The sequence below is a fragment of the Pseudoclavibacter endophyticus genome (assembly GCF_008831085.1).
GTDB classification, from domain to species: Bacteria; Actinomycetota; Actinomycetes; order Actinomycetales; family Microbacteriaceae; genus Pseudoclavibacter; species Pseudoclavibacter endophyticus.
Genome location: NZ_WBJY01000002.1, coordinates 147,056 through 164,909, shown reverse-complemented (window position 1 = coordinate 164,909; position 17,854 = coordinate 147,056). Strand labels below are relative to the sequence as shown.

Genomic DNA, 17,854 nt, shown 5'->3' with positions numbered 1-17,854 from the left:
TCGGCGTTCGTCATGGATTGCGACGAGCCAGTTCCTCGGTGACTTACCCTTGAGTCTATGTCTGCATCGAATTCGACGGCTTCCGGAGGCTCCATCGTCTCGAGCCTGCTGGGAATCCTCGGGATGAGCGGTATCGCGGGCGTGCTCGTCGCCGCCATGGTGACGCCGCTCATCGCTGTCGTCGGCATCGCCGCGAACAGCACGATCACGCTGTTCGAGAGCCTGCCCGACTACCTCGAGATCACACCCCTACAGCAGAAGACCGAGCTGTACGCGATGTCGAACGGCGAGCCCGTGCAGTTCGCCGAGTTCTACGCACAGAACCGCGAAGAGGTGCCGCTCGACAGTATGTCCGAGGACCTCCAGGACGCCGCGATCGCGACGGAGGACCCGCGCTACTACGAGCACGGCGGCGTCGACGTCATCTCGGCGGCCCGCGCCGCGCTCGAGGTGCTGATGAATACGGGGGACGCGGGCGCTTCCACCATCACGATGCAGTACGTGCGCAACATGCGCATCGCGACGGCCGAGTCGATCATGGACCCGGCGGCGCGCGACGCGGCCTACAACGAGGCCATCGAGGTGTCGATCGGCCGCAAGCTGCAGGAGATGCGGCTCGCCATCGGCGTCGACAAGCAGTTCTCGAAGGACGAGATCCTGCAGGGCTACCTCAACATCGCGCTCTTCGGTGGCACCGTCTACGGCGTCGAGTCGGCGGCCAACTACTACTTCTCGAAGTCGGCAGCCGATGTGACCCTGCCCGAGGCCGCGAGCCTCATCGCCATGGTGCAGGAGCCGAACGCCTACCGACTCGATGTGCCGGAAAACATCGAGCCGAACAAGGAACGGCGCGACTACATCTTGAGCCGCATGCTCGACGAGGGCAAGATCACCCAGGCCGAGCATGACGAGGCGGTCGCGTCGCCGGTCGAGCCGAACATCACCCAACCGACGCACGGCTGCCAGTACGCGGGCGGCAACGCGAAGTACTTCTGCGATTACGTGCGCAACGTCATCCTCAACGACACGACGTTCGGCGCGACGTACGAGGAGCGGCTCTTCAACTTCCAGACCAAGGGCTATCAGATCTACACGAGCCTCGACCTCGACCTGCAGCAGACCGCTGAGGCCACGATGGAGTCGGCCGTGCCCGCCCACGTCGAGGGCATGTCAATCGGGTCAGGGGCGTCGATGGTCGAGAACGGCACCGGCCGCATCCTGGCCATGGTGCAGAACACCGAGTTCGACGAGACGCCCGAGGCGGCCGAGAGACCCGGCCACACGTCGGTCAATTTCAATACCGACTACAACTACGGCGGCTCGACCGGGTTCCAAACGGGTTCGGCCTACAAGATCTTCACGCTCGCCGAGTGGGTGGCCTCTGGCCGCTCGATCGGCGCGACCGTGAATGCGCAGACACGGCCGTTCAACCTCGCGAACTTCCAGGACTCGTGCAGTCCGGACGCTCCGTACGGCGGCAGCTTCGAGTTCACGAACGACGGCGGCGCGCGCGTCGGCAACGTCTCCGTATTGCAGGCCACGACCGCCTCGCTCAACACCGGCTACATGGCCATGGCCGAGCAGCTCGATCAGTGCCGCATCCGCGACACGGCGATCGCGCTTGGCGCGCATCGTGCCGACGGCGGCATGAACGTCTCGTACCCCTCGGCGGTGCTCGGCATCAACGAGATCGCGCCCCTGAGCATGGCGACCGCGATCTCTGGCCTCGCGAACAACGGAATGAGTTGCTCACCGATCGCCATCGACCGCATCGAGCTGCGCGACGGCAGCGAATTGACGCCGCCGGCCTCGGATTGCAGGCAGGCGGTAACGCCAGATGTCGCGGCCGCAGTCAACACGGCGCTTGTCGCGACCGCGAACGGCGGCACGGCGGCGCCGTCGAACCCCGGCATCGCGCCCATGACCGGGAAGACGGGGACGAATGACGATGCCGTCCACACCTGGGTCGTCGGCGGGACGACCGAGGTCGGCATGGCAGTGTGGGTGGGCAACGCGACGGGACAGACCTCGTTGTATAACGTCGGGCTGCCGCGCGCACAGGCCTCCCAGACCAGGCACGTGATCTTCAACGAGATCATGGCCGACGCCATGAATCGCTACGGCGGCGGGCAGTTCCCGCCCGCGAACGACGAGTCGACCCGCCCCGACAAGGCGACGATCCCCGACCTGTCGGGCCGCACTACGGCCGAGGCGAAGCAGGTGCTCGAGGAGCTCGGCTTCCAGGTAGCCATCGGCGACGCCGTCGCATCTGAGATGCCGGCGGGTACCGTCGCGTCGACGATCCCATCGGCAAACACGCAGGTCGACACGGGAACCACGGTGACCGTCAGCCCCTCGAACGGTGCGGCGGAAGCCGGCACCATCACCGTGCCGAACCTGCGGGGCATGACCGATGCCGAGGCCGCTCAGGCGTTGGCCGACGCGGGCTTCACCGGCACGATCTTCAAGCTCACCGAATCGAGCGCGGACGTGCCACAGGGGCAGGTGGTCAGGTCCGACCCGGCTGCCGACACCCCGGTCGCGGCGAATGCCGACGTGATGATCTATGTCTCGTCGGGTCCGTAGCATCCGCAACGCACCGGAACAGTCCCGGGGCCGGCGCGCAGCTCGCGCGGCCGGCCTCGGCGTTTCAGCGGCGGTCACCTCGGGCCTGGCAACGGGCATGTACGCGTGGGCGGTCGAGCGCGTGCGGTTTCGGCTGCGACGGGTCGCAGCCCCCGTGCTTCCGCCAGGCAGCGCTGACGTGCGCGTACTGCACCTGAGCGACCTGCACCTGGCCCCGTGGCAGACGATGAAGCACGACTTCGTGCGCTCGCTCGCCGACCTCGGGCCCGACCTCGTCGTCAACACGGGCGACAACCTCGGGCATCCCGACGTGCTGCCGCAGCTGCGAGAGCTGCTCGCCCCGTTCCGGGGCGTGCCCGGGGTCTTCGTGTACGGCTCGAATGACTACTTCGGGCCCACGCTCAAGAACCCCTTCACGTACTTCTTCGCTCGCACGCCCGGCGGGACAAAGGCGCCCCGGCTCGACGTCGACGGTCTTGACGCCCTGCTCGACGAACTCGGCTGGGCCTCGCTCAACAACGCCGCCACCCTCGTCTCGGCCGGCGGGCGGCAGTTCCGCGCCGTCGGCGTTAACGACCCGCATATCGGCTACGACCGGCCGGATGCCGCAATCGCCGCCCTCGGGTCGCTCCCTGCCGCCGACGCGTCAGGCAACGAATTGCCAGTGCTTGCGCTGGCGCACGCTCCGTACCGGCGCATCCTCGACGAGTTCACGCGCCGGGGCGCCGCCGCCATCTTCGCTGGCCACACCCACGGCGGGCAGGTGTGCCTTCCCGGATACGGAGCGCTCGTCACCAACTGCGACGTGCCGCGCGAGCAGGCGCGCGGCCTCACCGCATGGCGAGCGGGCGGGCGCGAGACCGCCCTCCACGTCTCGGCGGGCCTCGGTACGTCGATCTACTCGCCCGTCCGCTTCGCCTGCCCGCCCGAAGCGACCCTCGTGACGCTCACCGCGCGAAGCGCCTGACACGGCACGCGGCGCGTTTGGCCGGATGCTCGGGGTCGGGTAAGGTTGTCGAGTTCGCGCGTCAGCGTGGGCATCGGGGTGTGGCGCAGCTTGGTAGCGCGCGTCGTTCGGGACGACGAGGTCGCAGGTTCAAATCCTGTCACCCCGACCAATCTACGAGGCCACAACGAGGTAGCCCGGAGGGCGAACCGCTGGCGCGATTCGGGTTCAAATCCTGTCACCCCGACCAATCTACGAGGCCACAACGAGGTAGCCCGGAGGGCGAACCGCTGGCGCGATCCGGGTTCAAATCCTGTCACCCGACACTGCGATGCTTCACGACACGGCAAGGGCCCGAACCCACAAAGCGTGGGGTCGGGCTCTTCGTGATGCGGCCGTTGCGACTCAGCTCCTCCGGATTCCGCCGCTAGCGCCGCTCGGACACGCCACACCACGACGCAAGGAACAGCGCAATCGACTTGGTGCACTTCCTGATGGACTCGACGCTCACCCGCTCATCGAAGGCGTGGATGTTCTCCGAAACCGGCCCGTAGACCAGCGTCGGGATATTGCCGTAGTTCACGAAAACGCGCCCATCGAGATAGCCGGGAGTCGTGAAAGACGTCAGCGGTGACGCGAACGTGGCCTCGTGCGTCTGCTCCAGCAGCGCCTCCGCGTCGCTCCCGGGCTCGAGCACGTAGCCATCGGCGTAGAAGCCGTCGGGCGTGAGCTCCACATCGAACGGTGCACCCTGGGATGCCTGCTCGACGCGGCGAACGATCTCGCCCCACGCCTCATCAGCCGTCGTACCCGGGTATGTCGCGACGCGCACGCGGACCTCGCACCAGGCGGGAACGCTCGAAGGCCAGTCGCCGCCCTGGATGCAACCGATATTGAAGTTGATGGGATGTTCGAGGTCTTCGAAGTACCGGTGGTTCCCCTTGTCGCGGTTCCAGGATTCCTCGAGCTCACGCAGAGCGGCAACAACGTCATAGGCAGCGTCGATCGCGTTGAACCCGTTGGCCATTTCGCGCGGATGCGTCGGGTTTCCGGTGACGCGCGCCGTGAACCACAGCACGCCGACGTTGGCACGCACCAGCGCGTCGTCCTCGGGCTCCGGGATGATCACGGCGTCGGCTACGTAGCCGCGCAGCAGCGCGGCCAGCGAACCGTTCCCCGTGCACTCCTCCTCGACAACCGACTGGAGGTGCACCCGGCCGGTCAGCTCGAGGCCGGCCTTGCTGATCGCGTCGAAGGCGAAGAGGTTCGCGATAAGCCCGGCCTTCATGTCGCCGGCCCCGCGGCCGTACATCCAGCCATCGCGCACCTCCGCATCCCACGGCGATCGCGACCACTGCGCCCGGGGGCCTTCCGGCACCACGTCGATGTGACCGTTGAGGATGAGCGAATTTCCGCGTTCCTGGGCAGGCCGGTACGTGCCGACAACATTCGTCATGACGTTGTAATCGACGGTCGGCGGGCCGTAACCGGGATGCTTCTCGAGATCTGGCGACGCGAGGGTCCAGCGGTCGACTTCGAGGTCGAGGGCGCGGAGGCGCTGTTCGATGAGGTCTTGGGCCGCTTCTTCGCCGGCCCGAAGCGAGGGGCAGGCGACCAGCTCGGCAGTCGCGTTCAGCTGCTCATCGAACTGCGTGTCGACGGCGGCGAGGATGCGACCAGAGAGTTCGTTGTTGATCACGTGTTGCGTCCTTATCGAGGGTGAAGGGTCGAAATCGGAGTGAAGGGTCGAAGGCGCTTACTTGTCGTCGACGACGATGCGCTTGTCGGCGACGCGGAGACGCTCGCCGATGAAGCCACCGAGTGCCGTGAGTATCGCGATGATGACGAGGATGAGGGCCGCGCCCCACGAGGCGTCGTTCGAGACCGTCAGCATCGCCGTGGCGACGAACGGCAGTGCACCGCTGATGGCGCCGGCAATGTTGTAACCGAGCGCGACGCCCGAATAGCGCAGCTTTGGTGGGAACAGATCAGAGAGGAGGGCGCCGGACACGGCATACGCGATGGTGATGAGCACGATGCCGAGGGTGATCGCGACCGTGATGACCAACGGCGACCGCGTATCGATCAGCAGGAACAGCGGGAAGGCGGCGACGGCCGTCAAAATGCCGCCCCACATGGTCATGCGCCCGGGGCCGAAGCGCTCAGACATGCGCCCCGCGATGACGGTGACGAAAATCTGCGCGACCGCGGCGATCAACGTCGCGTTGACCATGATCTGCCGGTCGACACCGAGCGTATTCGCACCGTAAGAGACCACGAACGTCGTGATCATGTAGAAGCCGCCGACTCCCAGCAGCGCGCCGAGCACGGCCACGATGAGACGCCGCCACGCCGTGCGGAAGACGTCGAGGGAAGGCACCTTGACGGTTTCCTCCTCATTGACCAGATTCCGGAAGATCGGCGACTCCTCGACCTTCATCCGGATGTACAGGGCGATGAGCAGCAGCGGGAAGGCGAACAGGAAGGGAAGCCGCCAGCCCCAGGAGTCGAACGCATCGGCCGGCAACAGCAGCACGACGGCGAATGCGCCCGAGGACAGCAGCGTGCCGACTGGTGAGCCGATCTGCACGAGCGCGGCATAGCGGCCGCGCTTCTCGACCGGCGCATGCTCGACGGCGATGGTGACCGCGCCGCCCCATTCGCCGCCGACGGCGAGCCCCTGCACGAGACGGAGGATGGCGAGCAGCACTGGGGCCAGGAGGCCGATGTTGCCGAAGTCGGGCAAGAGGCCGATGAGGCCCGTCGCGACGCCGATCATCACAATCGTGGCGATCAGTGCGGGGCGACGCCCCACACGGTCCCCGATGTACCCGAAGACCATCGCCCCAATCGGACGGGCGAAAAAGCCGACGCCGAACGTGGCGAAGGCGGCGAGTAGGGCTGCCGTCTCGTCGAGTTCCGTGAAGAAGAGCCGGTTGAAGACGAGCGCCGCGGCAGTTCCGAAGAGAAAGTAGTCGTACCACTCGAGCGCCGTACCGACGAATGCCGCGCGAGCGATTCTGCCGGCGTCGGCTCCGCTGACGGTCGGTGTTTCGGTGGGGACTCGAGGATCATTCTGGGAGTGAGACATCTGCGTTTCCGATCGTGGCGGTGTTGCGCGACCGAGCCCGAGTTCAACGTCGATCGGACCAGCCAGCGAAGCTCCGGTGCTTTGAGCAACGCGACCGACACTACGTCCGCCGTCACGCGCCGTCAGTGGCGCGACGTCGCCGGATTCGTCCCGTCGGTGTTGATTTCAACACCGGATCCTGCCCCTTGCACGAGGAAGAGCGCGATTGCCGCATCCCTCGGCACCATCAGGTCGAGGTCAGTTATCGATTCGAACGCTCGGATGCGCTTGAACACCGTATTGCGGTGCACGAAAAGCCGGTCGGCGGTCTCCTGCACCGAGCCGGTTCGGACGAATTCGCGCAGGGTCGCTTGGAACCGTGCGCGTTCATCGGAATCCGACTCGTGGAACCGCCCGATGAGCTCGTGCTCGAATCCCGCGACCTGGGACCGCACTGTCTCGCCCGCGAGGAGATGAAAGCCGTCCTTGAGCGTGAACGCGCCCGTGCCTGAGCTCGGGTACACGCCCACGAGCCGTTTGGCGAGCACCGATGCCGCGTGAAGATGCCCGATCCCCGGAATCCGCGCGAGATATGCGCCATCGATGTGGGGCACGGAGACCCGCCAGTCGACTGGCCCCCTAGCGCGAATCAGGAAGGTGACTTCGCCGTCGTCGTACGCGAGCATCCGCCCCTCACCGAGCTGCGTCGCCTGCTCCGCTCGCCACGATTCCGATGGAAGGGCAAACATCTCGTACGTGTCGTTCACCGTGAGGCTCAGCGTCTCGGCGATCTGCCGGGCGTCGGCATCGGCCGCGGGCCCCGAGAACAGCCGCGCCAGCGAGCGTTCCTGCGCCGTGCGATGGAGATCGGCCATCCGTTGGGTCTCGTCGGAGAACGCCTTTTGCACATCCGTTGCGTACCGCTCAACCACGGTGAGCACCTGCTCGCCGTTCGCCATGAGCTCTTCGACGAGGTCGGGCTGCGCGGCACGATGCAGCGCTCGCCAGAGCAATCGGAAATTGATGCGAACGGCGTCGGTGAACTGGTCGATGCGGAGCCCCTGACGCGCACGCCGCTGACCCAATTGCGTCGCGAAGGCCAGCGCTGCCTCGTTGCCGTCGTCGTTCTCGAGACGAGTAAGCAACAACTCGAACGCCTGCACGGCGGTGCGCTCAAGATCGTCCCGCGGAAACTGCGCATCGGCGTAGCCATCGTGCTCCGCGAGCTCGGCGAGGAACTCATCGAGCATCCGGGGGACGTCCCGCCGCACGCGCCCCAGCAGTTCCTGCCAGCGCGTGCGGTCCACCATCTCGTCTCCCTACTCGTGCATGTCAACCGTGTTCGTGCGGACCCGACTGCTCAGTCGCGTTTGCGAGCGCGAGCCTCCTTGAGCGCCTGCGCCTGGGCCTTGCGCGCCTGACGCAGGACCTTCTCTGCCTGTAGCACGGCTTTCTCGGCATCCGCGGCCGCCTTCGTCGCCTGCCGGTACTTCTTGTCGTCGGCGACGTCAGCGTCCTCCAGCACCTCGACCTCGTCGGCGAGTCGGTGCGGCTCGCCTCGGTCAAGCGACGCCATGTACGCCTCGACGCCGTCGAGGGCACGCTCGATGCCGAACACGAACGGGTCGTAGGGCGACGCGAACACCCCCGCCTCCGCGGCGGCGTGCAGGCGCGGGTAGGCCTCGGGGGTCACGAGAGCCTCATACAGCGCCTGCTCATCGGCGGCGACCTCCGCGGCGGTACGGCCCGAGCGTCGCGCCGCATCGCCGTACCCGGTGAGCACGATCCCGTTCCACCGCGACAGGCCCGTCACGATAAGCCACACCGCGAGCTTCTCCTCGGCGAGCAGCGGCGTCTCGTCGAGGGCCGTCAGGCCCGCCTCGACCCACTCCGAGTTGTTGGGCGTGGCGGGCGAGCCGGTTACGGGAATCTGCAGCAACCAGGGATGCCGCGCGTAGACCGCGACCAACTCCCGATACAGCATGAGCAGCCTCTCGCGCCACCCGTCCGCCTCCCGCCAGGCGTGCGATGGAACCCCCGTCCCCTCCTCCATCATGAGCAGCAGCAGGTCGTCCTTCGCGCTCACGTAGCGGTAGAGCGACATGGGCGTGAACCCGAGGCGCTTCGCGACCGCCGCCATCGACACGGCGCCGAGTCCCTCCGCGTCGGCGAGCTCGACCGCCGCGTCGACGATGCGCTCGACGCTCATCTCGCGCTTAGGCCCGCGCTGCGGCGAGGCCGCGACGCCCCAGGCGAGCGCGATGCCGCGCGGCAGGTCGAACTCGGCGGGTACGTCGCGGTCATCAGGCATGCATCCCATCATAGCTCTGTCTATGCCGTAAACCGTGTGTTACCGTCATAAACAGTGTCCCCCATACACCGTGGGGCATTGGGAGAAGGGAATGGATGCATGACTCACGCGATCGACGTGCGCGGGCTGCGCAAGCGGTTCGGAACGAACACGGTGCTCGACGGGCTCGATCTGCGGGTTGAGCCCGGCGAGATCTTCGCGCTGCTCGGCCCGAACGGCGCAGGAAAGACGACGACGATCAACGTGCTCACGACGCTGGTGCGGCCTGACTCGGGCACCGCCTCGGTCGCCGGCTTCGACGTGGTGCGCTCGCCGGGCGACGTCAGACGACGGATCGCACTGACCGGGCAGGCCGCCGCGGTCGACGAGGCCCTGACCGCGCGCGAGAACCTCGTGATGTTCGGCCGCCTGTCGGCCCTTCGTCGGCGAAGCGCCGGCGCACGCGCCGACGAGCTGCTGGAACGGTTCCGCCTCACCGCCGCGGCGCGGCGCCGCGTCGCCACCTACTCGGGCGGCATGCGCCGACGTCTCGATCTCGCGCTCAGCTTTGTCGCCGAGCCGCAGGTGCTCTTCCTCGACGAGCCCACGACGGGTCTCGACACGCGCAGTCGACGCGAGCTGTGGGGCGTCATCGAGTCGCTCCCGAAGCAGGGCACAACGGTGTTCCTCACGACCCAGTACCTCGAGGAGGCCGACCAGCTCGCCGACCGCATCGCCGTGCTCTTCGGCGGGCGCGTCGCCGCGCTCGGAACCGCCGACGAGCTCAAGGCGCGAATCGGCGGCGACACCGTCGAGTTGCGCGCGCCCGACGGCACGCCAGTGCGGCAGATCTCCACCGACGGCACGGTACGCGGTGTCCGCCGGGCGATCGATGCGTTCGACGCCGAGGGCCTCGAGGGCACCGTCACACTCACGCGACCGACGCTCGACGACGTCTTCCTCGCACTCACAGAGCAGGACGCGGACCACGCCCCTCGTGCGCGGCACGACGCACGCTTGACCGAAACGGAGGCGGCATGACCACCAACGCACATCCCCACGTCAGTCGCGATCCGCGTACTCCCGTCACCGCCGCCACCCGTGCGCCCGCAGGTCCGCCCGCGCGTGCCCCGCGCGGCCTCACCGCGGAGGCGATTTTCATCGGTCGCAGCCTGCGCCACAGCGCGCGCGATGCCGAGTCGCTGCTCATGTCGATCGCCCTGCCCGTGATGCTCATGCTCATGTTCACGTTCGTCTTCGGTGGCGCCATCGACCCCACGGGCGAGTACGTGAACTACGTTGTACCCGGCACCATCCTCACCTGTGCCGGGTTCGGCGCGGCGACGACGGCGACGTTCGTCGCCAACGACATGAAGCTCGGCATCATCGATCGGTTCCGGACCATGCCGCTGCGCGCCGGCGCCGTTCTGACGGGGCACGTGGTCGCGAGCCTGGCGCGCAACCTGCTCGCGACGGCAGTCGTCGTGGTCGTCGCGCTGCTGATCGGTTTCCGCCCCGAGGCCGGCGTGCTCGGCTGGCTCGGTGCGTTTGCGCTGATCACTCTCTGGATCCTCGCGATCACGTACTTGTTCGCGGCCATCGGCCTCGCAGCCGGGTCGGCCGAGGCCGCGAGCGGCTACGGGTTCATCCTGCTGTTCCTGCCCTACGTCTCGAGCGGCTTCGTGCCGCTCGAGACGATGCCGCAGTGGCTTCGCGTTGTCGCCGAGGTCCAGCCGCTGACGCCGGTGATCGAGGCGGTGCGCGCCCTGCTGTTCGCGGGCGACGCCGGCTGGCATCCGCTCTGGGCCGTGCTGTGGTGCATAGGGATCCTCGCCGTCGCGGCGGCATGGGGCGCCTGGCTCTTCGCCAGGAAAGCCGGACGCCGATAGGCGGTGGCGCAGGAGCCCGCCGTCACGTGACGGCGCGGAGGGACCAGAACGACTACCAGCACGCTCAGCCCGCCTACTCGGCGCCCTCATCCCTCACCCGGGCAGCGCGGACTCGATGGGCGCCGCGCTCGCCAGGCGCTGGGGGGATACTGGCCGCATGCACGAGATCATGTTCGACGACGACGACCAGCTGCTCGCCCGGGTGCGCGAGATCTCGCTCGCGCTCCCCGGAGCGAGCGAGCGCATCTCGCACGGTCGACCGTGGTTCTTCACGAAGTCGGGATTCGCGATCTACGGCGGCTCAGTCAAGGGCGATGGCGGATGGGTGCAGCATCCGACGGCGCTTCTCGTGAAGGCTGATCCGTCCGAGCTGCCGGCGTGGCTCGATGACGACCGCTTCTTCGTCCCCGGTTACGTGGGCCCGAGCGGCTGGATCGGCCTTGACCTCGACGACGATACCGACTGGCGCCTCGCGTCCGAGCTCGTCGAGACGTCGTATCGACTCACGGCGCCGGCGAGGTATGTGCGCGAGCTCGACGAGCATCACCCCGCCTGACCGTCGCGGCCGGACGACTTCCCTCCGAGGTCACCGAGGCGATCCCGGTGCCGGCGCCGCGTTCGCCAGGCGCCCGCCGGAGGCCGTGAGGTAGCACGAGCCGCACAGCGCCTCGTAGGTCACGTCGCCCTGGTCGATCGCGATCTGGCCGCCGTCGAACACGAACGCCCCGCCGACGATGCGGCCGTTGAAGATCGCCTTGCGGCCGCACCGGCAGATCGTCTTAAGCTCCTCGATGGTGTGCGCGACCTCGAGCAGCCGCTGACTGCCGGGAAACGCGACGGTCTGGAAGTCGGTCCTGATGCCGTACGCGATCACTGGCGTCTCATCCAACACCGTGATGCGCAGCAGTTCGTCGATCTGCCACGGCGTGCAGAACTGCGCCTCGTCGAACAGCAGGCACGAGATTCGGGGGCCGGATGCCGCGAGTTCGGCCAGGCGTTGGCGCGGGCTCTCGTGGGCGCCGAGCAGGAGGTCGACCTGCCTCACCATGCCGAGCCGCGAGGCGATGTGACTGTCGGCCTTCGCGTCGACGCTCGGCTTCGCGAGCACGACGCGATGCCCGCGCTCCTCGTAGTTGAACGCGGCCTGCAGCAGCGCCGTCGACTTTCCCGAGTTCATGGCACCGTAGCGAAAGTACAGCTTGGCCATGTTCCTCGTGTCCGGTCGGTGCTGCGTGCTTCGGTGGTCGCGACTACTGGTGCCGCTGCGCTTTGCCGAGGCGCAGCGCGGCACCCGTCTTGGCGAGCACCTCGTCGGCCTTCTCCTGCGAGTCGTTGACCCTCGTGCCGTAGGTGGGCACGAGTTCCGTCAGGCGTGGCGTCCACTCGTCGACCCGCGCGGGGAAGCACTTCTTGAGCAGGTCGACCATGACGGGCACGGCGACAGAGGCTCCCGGGGAGGCGCCGAGCAGGCCCGCGATGGTGCCGTCGGCCTTCGCGACGACCTCGGTGCCCATCTGGAGCACTCCGCCCTTCTTCGGGTCGCGCTTCATAACTTGCACGCGCTGCCCGGCCGTGATGAGCCGCCAGTCGGCCGGATCTGCTTCGGGGAAGAACGACTGCAGCTCCGTGAACTTCTTCTTGGGCGTCGCGAGCAGTTGGCCGACGAGATACGAGACGAGGTCGAAGTTGTCTTTCGCGACCGCGAGCATCGGCACGATGTTGTGGAGTCGCAATGAGCGGAAGAGGTCGAGGAAGCTGCCGGTCTTGAGGTACTTCGGGCTGAAACCCGCGTATGGCCCGAACATGAGGGCGGGCTTCCCGTCGACGATGCGAGTGTCGAGATGGGGAACCGACATCGGCGGCGCACCCACCAACGCCTTGCCGTACACCTTTGCGTGATGCTTGGCGACGACGTCGGGGTTGTCGGTGCGGTAGAACTGGCCAGAGATGGGGAAGCCGCCGTACCCGCGGATCTCGGGGATGCGCGCCTTCTGCAGCAAGGGCAGGGCGCCGCCGCCGGCGCCGACGAAGACGAACCGCGCGCGAGTGACGTTCTTACGGCCCTGCTCCGGGCCCGAGGCGACGCGCGTCGCGACCTGCCACACGCCATCGCGCTGCTGGCGAAGGCCCGCGACCTCGGTGCCGAGGCGGACGACGGCGCCATTGTCGATGAGGCCCTGCACGAGTTGACGGGTCAGCGAGCCGAAGTCGACGTCGGTGCCCGATGCGACGCGGGTCGCGGCCACCTTCTCGGTCTTGTCACGCCCGACCATCAGCGCGGGGGCCCACTCGAAGATGACGGCGGGATCTTCCGTGTACTCCATGGTGGCGAACAGCGGCTCGGCCCTGAGGAGCTCGTAGCGACGGCGCAGATAGTCGACGTTCGCCTCGCCGCGCACGAAGGTCATGTGCGGCACGTCGTTGATGAAGGCGCTCGGATCGGGCAGCTCGCCCGACTCGACGAGCGATGCCCAGAACTGGCGGGAGACGGTGTACTGCTCGTTGATGGCGAGCGCCTTCGTCGTGTCGATGACGGCGTTCGTCTCGGGCGTGTAGTTGAGCTCGCACAGCGCCGCATGACCGGTGCCCGCGTTGTTCCACGGGTTCGAACTCTCCAGGGCGACGTCGTCCAGACGCTCGATGAGCTTGATCGACCAGCTCGGTTCGAGCTTCGAGATCAGTGTGCCGAGTGTGGCGCTCATGATGCCGCCGCCGATGAGGACCACGTCGTAGATCTTCTGCGTTTCCGTCACCCGGCCATCCTATGCCGCCCCCTCGCGGGGTCGCGCTCAGGCGGGTTCGACGACGAGACGCTTCGCGAGCGCCTCGGCCAGCTGCACGGTGTTGAGCGCGGCGCCCTTGCGCAGGTTGTCATTCGAGACGAACAGCACGAGCCCGCGCTTGCCGGGCACCGACTGGTCCTGGCGGATGCGACCGACGTAGGTCGGATCCTGCCCCGCGGCGTCCAGGGGGGTCGGCACATCGGCGAGCGCGACTCCCGGCGCGTTCGCCAGCAGCTCGCGCGCCTGCGCGGGCGTGATGTCACTCGCGAACTCGGCGTGGATTGCGAGCGAGTGGCCCGTGAAGACCGGCACGCGCACGCAGGTACCGGCGACAGGCAGGTCGGGAAGGCCCAGGATCTTGCGCGACTCGTTGCGGAGCTTCTGCTCCTCGTCGGTCTCGTCGCTCCCGTCGTCGACGATCGAACCGGCAAGCGGCACGACGTTGAACGCGATGGGCTTGACGTAGGTCTCGGGGGCGGGCATGTCGACCGCGTGTCCGTCGTGTACGAGTCCGAGAAGGTCGTCATCGCCCGAGACCGCGGCCGTGGCCTGTCCGGCGAGCTCTCGCGCGCCGGCAAGGCCCGAACCCGAAACCGCCTGGTAGGTCGCGACGACGAGTCGCTCGAGGCCGGCCGCGTCGTGCAGCGCCTTGAGCACCGGCATGGCGGCCATCGTGGTGCAGTTCGGGTTGGCGATGATGCCCTTCGGACGGTTGTCGAGCGCATCCGGATTGACTTCTGCGACCACGAGCGGAACCTCGGGATCCTTGCGCCACGCGCTCGAGTTGTCGATGACGATGGCCCCGGCCGCGGCGAACCGCTCGGCCTGCGCGCGCGAGGTCGCGCCGCCCGCCGAGAAGAGGGCGATCTCGATGCCGTCGAGGTCGGCGGTCTCGAGGTCTTCGACCGTGATGTCTCGACCCTTGAACGGCAGCGTCGTTCCCGCCGAGCGGGCGGACGCGAAGAAGCGGATGCCCGCGATCGGGAATTCGCGCTCCTCGAGCAGACGCCGCATGACGGCACCGACCTGGCCGGTGGCGCCGACGACGGCGACGTTGAACTGCTTGGTGCTCATGGCGCTCCCTCGATTGCTCGCGCTGGCGTTCGGGGCGATGACCGCGAGGCCGCGCGTGAATGCGCCCCGTTGCGGGCGCGTGAAAAGTCCGGGTTCTCCAGGGTAGCCCCCGGGCCCGCGGGCCGCGAGACCGGGCGGCCGCGTTCGCTCTCGGCGACGCTCACACGGCCCGTGCGGGTGGCGGCCCTTATCGCTCCCGCGACGCTCGCGCGAGTCGCATGATCGTGTCGGCAACGAGTTGGGCGTCCGTGAACGGGACACCGTGCGCCGACGCGGGGGCGTCGATGAGCTCGCCGTCGAGGAACGCGGCCGCCGACCTGCGGTGCGCCTCGCGCAGTTGCGCTCGTATCGATGCGACGCCGTAATCGGCGCGTATGCCCGACACGATGCGCACGGGCACGTTCCCGAGCTCGAGGGGCGACGTGCGCAGTGCCTTGAGATCGCCGAGAAACGCCGAGGTCTCGGCACTGATCGCGCGGGCGGCGGCGAGCGTCGCGGAGTCGGCGGCGGTCTCCCGGCGCAGCTTGCGGGGAAGCCTGAGGAGCGACCCGGCGACGAGCGGTCGCAGCAGACCGGCACGGGCGAGAGGCGCCATCAGGCGCGCCTGCAACAGGTCTATTCGGCGTGCCCCGGCCGCGAAATAGAACTCGGCGTGCTCGTCGCTCGGGTCGACGAGCACGAGGCCGTCGACGCGCTCGCCCGCCGCGATCCGGGCGGCCGCAACGGCGCGCACGATGACCCCGCCCCAGCTATGACCGACGAGGATGATGGGGCCCGTACCGGTGGCCGCGTCGTCACCGAGCACGGCGTCGCGAATGACGGCGAGCAGGTCGTCGCGCAACTGTTCGAGGCCGCGGGGCGTGGCCGCCCGGGAACTGCTCGGCACCGGGTCGCTCGCGCCGTAGCCGGCGCGGTCGTAGGCGAGAACGCGAGCGCCCGGCGCGAGCCGGTGAAAGACGCTCGCCCACGAACGCCCGCCCGCGCCGAGCCCCGACTCGAGCACGACGAGTGGTGAGCCCCCGCTCGATCGCCCGGAATGGTAGGGCCCCGCGTCGAAGACGCGAAGGCGGCGGCCGGCGTCGAGCGTGACGAAGCGCGAGGACTGCAGCACCGCGACGGCCGATCGCGAGACTACCGGCCGGTGCCGGCGTACACGACGGCCTCGTCTTCGCCGTCCAGCTCGAACGCCGTGTGGATCGCGTTCGCGACCTCGGCCACGAGGTCGGCCCGCACCACGATCGAGATGCGGATCTCGCTCGTCGAGATCATGTCCATGTTGATACCGGCGTCTCGGAGCGCCTCGAACAACCGGGCGGAGACCCCGATGTTGGTGCGCATGCCCGAGCCGACCAGCGAGACTTTGCCGATCTGGTCGTCGTGCGCGAGCGACGCGTAGCCGATCTCGTCCCGGTGCGTCTCGAGCGCCTGCGCGACCCGCGCCGATACCTGTTGCGGCAACGTGAACGAGATGTCGGTCGTGCCGGAGGTGGCGCTCGACACGTTCTGCACGATCATGTCGACGTTGGCGCCCTGGTCGGCCACGAGCGAGAAGATCTCGGCGGCCTTGCCGGGCACGTCCGGCACACCGACGATCGTGATCTTGGCCTGGCTAAGGTCGTGGGCGACGCCCGCGATCATCGGTTCTTCCACGGTGAACTCCTCTTCGCGGTCGGGGTTGTAGACGACGGTGCCCGGGTTCGTCGAGAACGACGAACGCACGTGCAGCGTGACGCCCTGGCGGCGCGCGTACTCGACCGCGCGGATGTGCAGCACCTTGGCGCCGTTCGCGGCGAGCTCGAGCATCTCCTCGCTCGTGATGTGATCGAGTTTGCGCGCCTTCGGCACGATGCGCGGGTCGGCGGTGAACACGCCGTCGACGTCGGAGTAGATCTCGCAGACATCGGCATCCAGCGCGGCCGCGAGTGCGACGGCAGTCGTGTCGGATCCGCCGCGACCGAGCGTCGTGATGTCTCGTGAGTCGCGGTTGAATCCCTGGAATCCGGCGACGATGGCGATCGCCCCGTCATCGAGGGCCTCACGAACGCGCACGGGCGTCACGTCGACGATGCGTGCGTCGCCGTGCTTGGAGTCGGTGATCATGCCGGCCTGGCTGCCGGTGTAGCTGCGCGCGTCGTAGCCCAGGCCCTTGATCGCCATGGCGAGCAGCGCCATCGAGACGCGCTCGCCCGTGGTGACGAGCATGTCGAACTCGCGCGGGTCGGGCATAGGGGCGACCTCGTGAGCCAGATCGATGAGGTCGTCGGTCGTGTCGCCCATCGCGGAGACGGCCACGACGACCTCGTTGCCGCCCCGCTTCGTGTCGATGATTCGCTTCGCGACGCGCTTGATGCTTTCGGCGTCGGCGACCGACGAACCGCCGTACTTCTGGACGATAAGACTCACGTGTTCGGCTCTCCCAGGGGTTGTCGCGGCGCGCCCGTCGGGGGTGGGCACGGAGAGCAAGTCTAGTGCCGCCGGGCATTGCCGCGAATCGAGGGGTGTGGTAGCGAGTCAGGCAGGGTCGGCCGGAGCGTCGTCCGGAGGCGGGGGCGTCGGCTCTTCGGGCGGCGGGGCGCTGGCCCAGCCGCCGACGGCCGGACGGGTCGGGATGCTCCGCCGGTCGCCCATGGCCTGACGCCCCGCAAATGCCCGGCCGAGCGTGACCTCGTCGGCGTACTCGAGGTCGCCGCCGACCGGCAGACCCGACGCGAGGCGGCTCACACTCACGCCGACGGAGCGAAGCAGTCGCGACAAATAGCTCGCCGTCGCGTCACCCTCGAGGTTCGGGTCGGTGGCGACGATGATCTCGGAGATATCGCCGGATTCGAGGCGGTGCAGCAGCGATCGGATGTTGAGATCGTCGGGCCCGATGCCTTCGATGGGGCTGATCGCGCCGCCGAGCACGTGGTAGCGGCCCTGGAACTCGCGGGTGCGCTCGATCGCGGCGACGTCCTTCGGCTCCTCGACGACGCAGATGATCGTGGGGTCCCGCCGCGGGTCGCGACAGACGACGCACTGCTCGCGCTCCGAGATGTTGCCGCAGATCTCACAGAACCGGATGCGTTCGCGGACCTCCATGAGCACGCCCGCGAGGCGTGTGACGTCGAAGTTGCGAGTCTGCACGATGTGGAACGCGATGCGCTGCGCCGACTTCGGGCCCACCCCGGGAAGCCGGGCGAGCTCGTCGATGAGTTCCTGAACGATGCCCTCGTACAC

At 68.1% G+C, this 17,854-nt stretch carries 14 protein-coding genes, 1 tRNA gene and 1 pseudogene; 6 read left to right on the top strand and 10 right to left on the bottom strand.

Features of this window, described 5'->3' with window-relative positions:
- Nucleotides 1-57: 57 nt before the first annotated feature.
- The 3 genes from F8O04_RS10455 to F8O04_RS10445 all read left to right on the top strand — a co-directional run bounded on the left by F8O04_RS10455 (nt 58) and on the right by F8O04_RS10445 (nt 3,704).
- On the top strand, nt 58-2,586 hold the full coding sequence (locus F8O04_RS10455) for a transglycosylase domain-containing protein (protein ID WP_158029327.1): 2,529 nt from the start codon (nt 58-60) through the stop codon (nt 2,584-2,586).
- Nucleotides 2,587-2,683: 97 nt separating this feature from the next.
- Entirely contained in the window at nt 2,684-3,553 is an 870-nt protein-coding gene (locus F8O04_RS10450) for a metallophosphoesterase (protein ID WP_225735008.1), read from the top strand.
- Nucleotides 3,554-3,627: 74 nt separating this feature from the next.
- Nucleotides 3,628-3,704: transfer RNA gene (locus F8O04_RS10445), tRNA-Pro, on the top strand.
- Nucleotides 3,705-3,959: 255 nt separating this feature from the next.
- On the opposite strand, the gene F8O04_RS10440 is transcribed toward F8O04_RS10445, so the two are convergent.
- The 4 genes from F8O04_RS10440 to F8O04_RS10425 all read right to left on the bottom strand — a co-directional run bounded on the left by F8O04_RS10440 (nt 3,960) and on the right by F8O04_RS10425 (nt 8,913).
- Nucleotides 3,960-5,231, bottom strand: coding sequence for an ArgE/DapE family deacylase (locus F8O04_RS10440; protein WP_158029325.1), 1,272 nt, complete (start codon nt 5,229-5,231; stop codon nt 3,960-3,962).
- Nucleotides 5,232-5,288: 57 nt separating this feature from the next.
- Complete coding sequence (locus F8O04_RS10435; RefSeq protein ID WP_158029324.1) at nt 5,289-6,623, bottom strand: MFS transporter; 1,335 nt, start codon at nt 6,621-6,623, stop codon at nt 5,289-5,291.
- A gap of 122 nt (nt 6,624-6,745) precedes the next feature.
- Nucleotides 6,746-7,912 carry a helix-turn-helix domain-containing protein gene (locus tag F8O04_RS10430; RefSeq protein WP_158029323.1) on the bottom strand — a complete coding sequence of 389 codons (1,167 nt, stop codon included), beginning with the start codon at nt 7,910-7,912 and terminating at the stop codon, nt 6,746-6,748.
- Between the two features lie 50 nt (nt 7,913-7,962).
- Nucleotides 7,963-8,913: a TetR/AcrR family transcriptional regulator gene (locus F8O04_RS10425; RefSeq protein WP_158029322.1), complete on the bottom strand. Its 951-nt coding sequence runs from the start codon at nt 8,911-8,913 to the stop codon at nt 7,963-7,965.
- Between the two features lie 99 nt (nt 8,914-9,012).
- On the opposite strand from F8O04_RS10425, the gene F8O04_RS10420 reads away from it, so the two are divergent.
- From F8O04_RS10420 to F8O04_RS10410, 3 genes are all read left to right on the top strand, one after another.
- Nucleotides 9,013-9,933, top strand: coding sequence for an ATP-binding cassette domain-containing protein (locus F8O04_RS10420; RefSeq protein WP_158029321.1), 921 nt, complete (start codon nt 9,013-9,015; stop codon nt 9,931-9,933).
- A complete protein-coding gene (locus tag F8O04_RS10415) occupies nt 9,930-10,781 on the top strand; it encodes an ABC transporter permease (RefSeq protein ID WP_158029320.1) in 852 nt (283 codons plus the stop codon). The genes F8O04_RS10420 and F8O04_RS10415 overlap by 4 nt, the downstream gene beginning before the upstream one ends.
- A gap of 157 nt (nt 10,782-10,938) precedes the next feature.
- Entirely contained in the window at nt 10,939-11,337 is a 399-nt protein-coding gene (locus F8O04_RS10410; RefSeq protein WP_225735007.1) for an MmcQ/YjbR family DNA-binding protein, read from the top strand.
- 30 nt (nt 11,338-11,367) lie between these two features.
- On the opposite strand, the gene F8O04_RS10405 is transcribed toward F8O04_RS10410, so the two are convergent.
- The 6 genes and pseudogenes from F8O04_RS10405 to recR form a co-directional block, all read right to left on the bottom strand.
- Nucleotides 11,368-11,988, bottom strand: coding sequence for a thymidine kinase (locus F8O04_RS10405; RefSeq protein ID WP_158029319.1), 621 nt, complete (start codon nt 11,986-11,988; stop codon nt 11,368-11,370).
- A gap of 43 nt (nt 11,989-12,031) precedes the next feature.
- A complete protein-coding gene (locus F8O04_RS10400) occupies nt 12,032-13,534 on the bottom strand; it encodes a malate:quinone oxidoreductase (RefSeq protein ID WP_158029318.1) in 1,503 nt (500 codons plus the stop codon).
- Nucleotides 13,535-13,570: 36 nt separating this feature from the next.
- Nucleotides 13,571-14,638 carry an aspartate-semialdehyde dehydrogenase gene (locus F8O04_RS10395; RefSeq protein WP_158029317.1) on the bottom strand — a complete coding sequence of 356 codons (1,068 nt, stop codon included), beginning with the start codon at nt 14,636-14,638 and terminating at the stop codon, nt 13,571-13,573.
- Nucleotides 14,639-14,825: 187 nt separating this feature from the next.
- Nucleotides 14,826-15,749: an alpha/beta fold hydrolase gene (locus F8O04_RS10390; RefSeq protein ID WP_158029316.1), complete on the bottom strand. Its 924-nt coding sequence runs from the start codon at nt 15,747-15,749 to the stop codon at nt 14,826-14,828.
- A gap of 20 nt (nt 15,750-15,769) precedes the next feature.
- Nucleotides 15,770-17,041, bottom strand: a complete 1,272-nt coding sequence (locus F8O04_RS10385) for an aspartate kinase (protein WP_158029315.1) — start codon at nt 17,039-17,041, stop codon at nt 15,770-15,772.
- 228 nt (nt 17,042-17,269) lie between these two features.
- Nucleotides 17,270-17,854 (bottom strand): annotated as a pseudogene (gene recR / locus F8O04_RS10380) (recombination mediator RecR); the annotation flags it as partial.

Bases quoted from the DNA above. Each gene is read 5' to 3' on its own strand.
- F8O04_RS10430 (WP_158029323.1), bottom strand. From the start codon at position 7,912: ATGGTGGACCGCACGCGCTGGCAGGAACTGCTGGGGCGCGTGCGGCGG.
- F8O04_RS10425 (WP_158029322.1), bottom strand. From the start codon at position 8,913: ATGCCTGATGACCGCGACGTACCCGCCGAGTTCGACCTGCCGCGCGGC.
- F8O04_RS10435 (WP_158029324.1), bottom strand. From the start codon at position 6,623: ATGTCTCACTCCCAGAATGATCCTCGAGTCCCCACCGAAACACCGACC.
- F8O04_RS10450 (WP_225735008.1), top strand. From the start codon at position 2,684: ATGTACGCGTGGGCGGTCGAGCGCGTGCGGTTTCGGCTGCGACGGGTC.
- F8O04_RS10455 (WP_158029327.1), top strand. From the start codon at position 58: ATGTCTGCATCGAATTCGACGGCTTCCGGAGGCTCCATCGTCTCGAGC.
- F8O04_RS10405 (WP_158029319.1), bottom strand. From the start codon at position 11,988: ATGGCCAAGCTGTACTTTCGCTACGGTGCCATGAACTCGGGAAAGTCG.
- F8O04_RS10420 (WP_158029321.1), top strand. From the start codon at position 9,013: ATGACTCACGCGATCGACGTGCGCGGGCTGCGCAAGCGGTTCGGAACG.
- F8O04_RS10395 (WP_158029317.1), bottom strand. From the start codon at position 14,638: ATGAGCACCAAGCAGTTCAACGTCGCCGTCGTCGGCGCCACCGGCCAG.
- F8O04_RS10415 (WP_158029320.1), top strand. From the start codon at position 9,930: ATGACCACCAACGCACATCCCCACGTCAGTCGCGATCCGCGTACTCCC.
- F8O04_RS10410 (WP_225735007.1), top strand. From the start codon at position 10,939: ATGCACGAGATCATGTTCGACGACGACGACCAGCTGCTCGCCCGGGTG.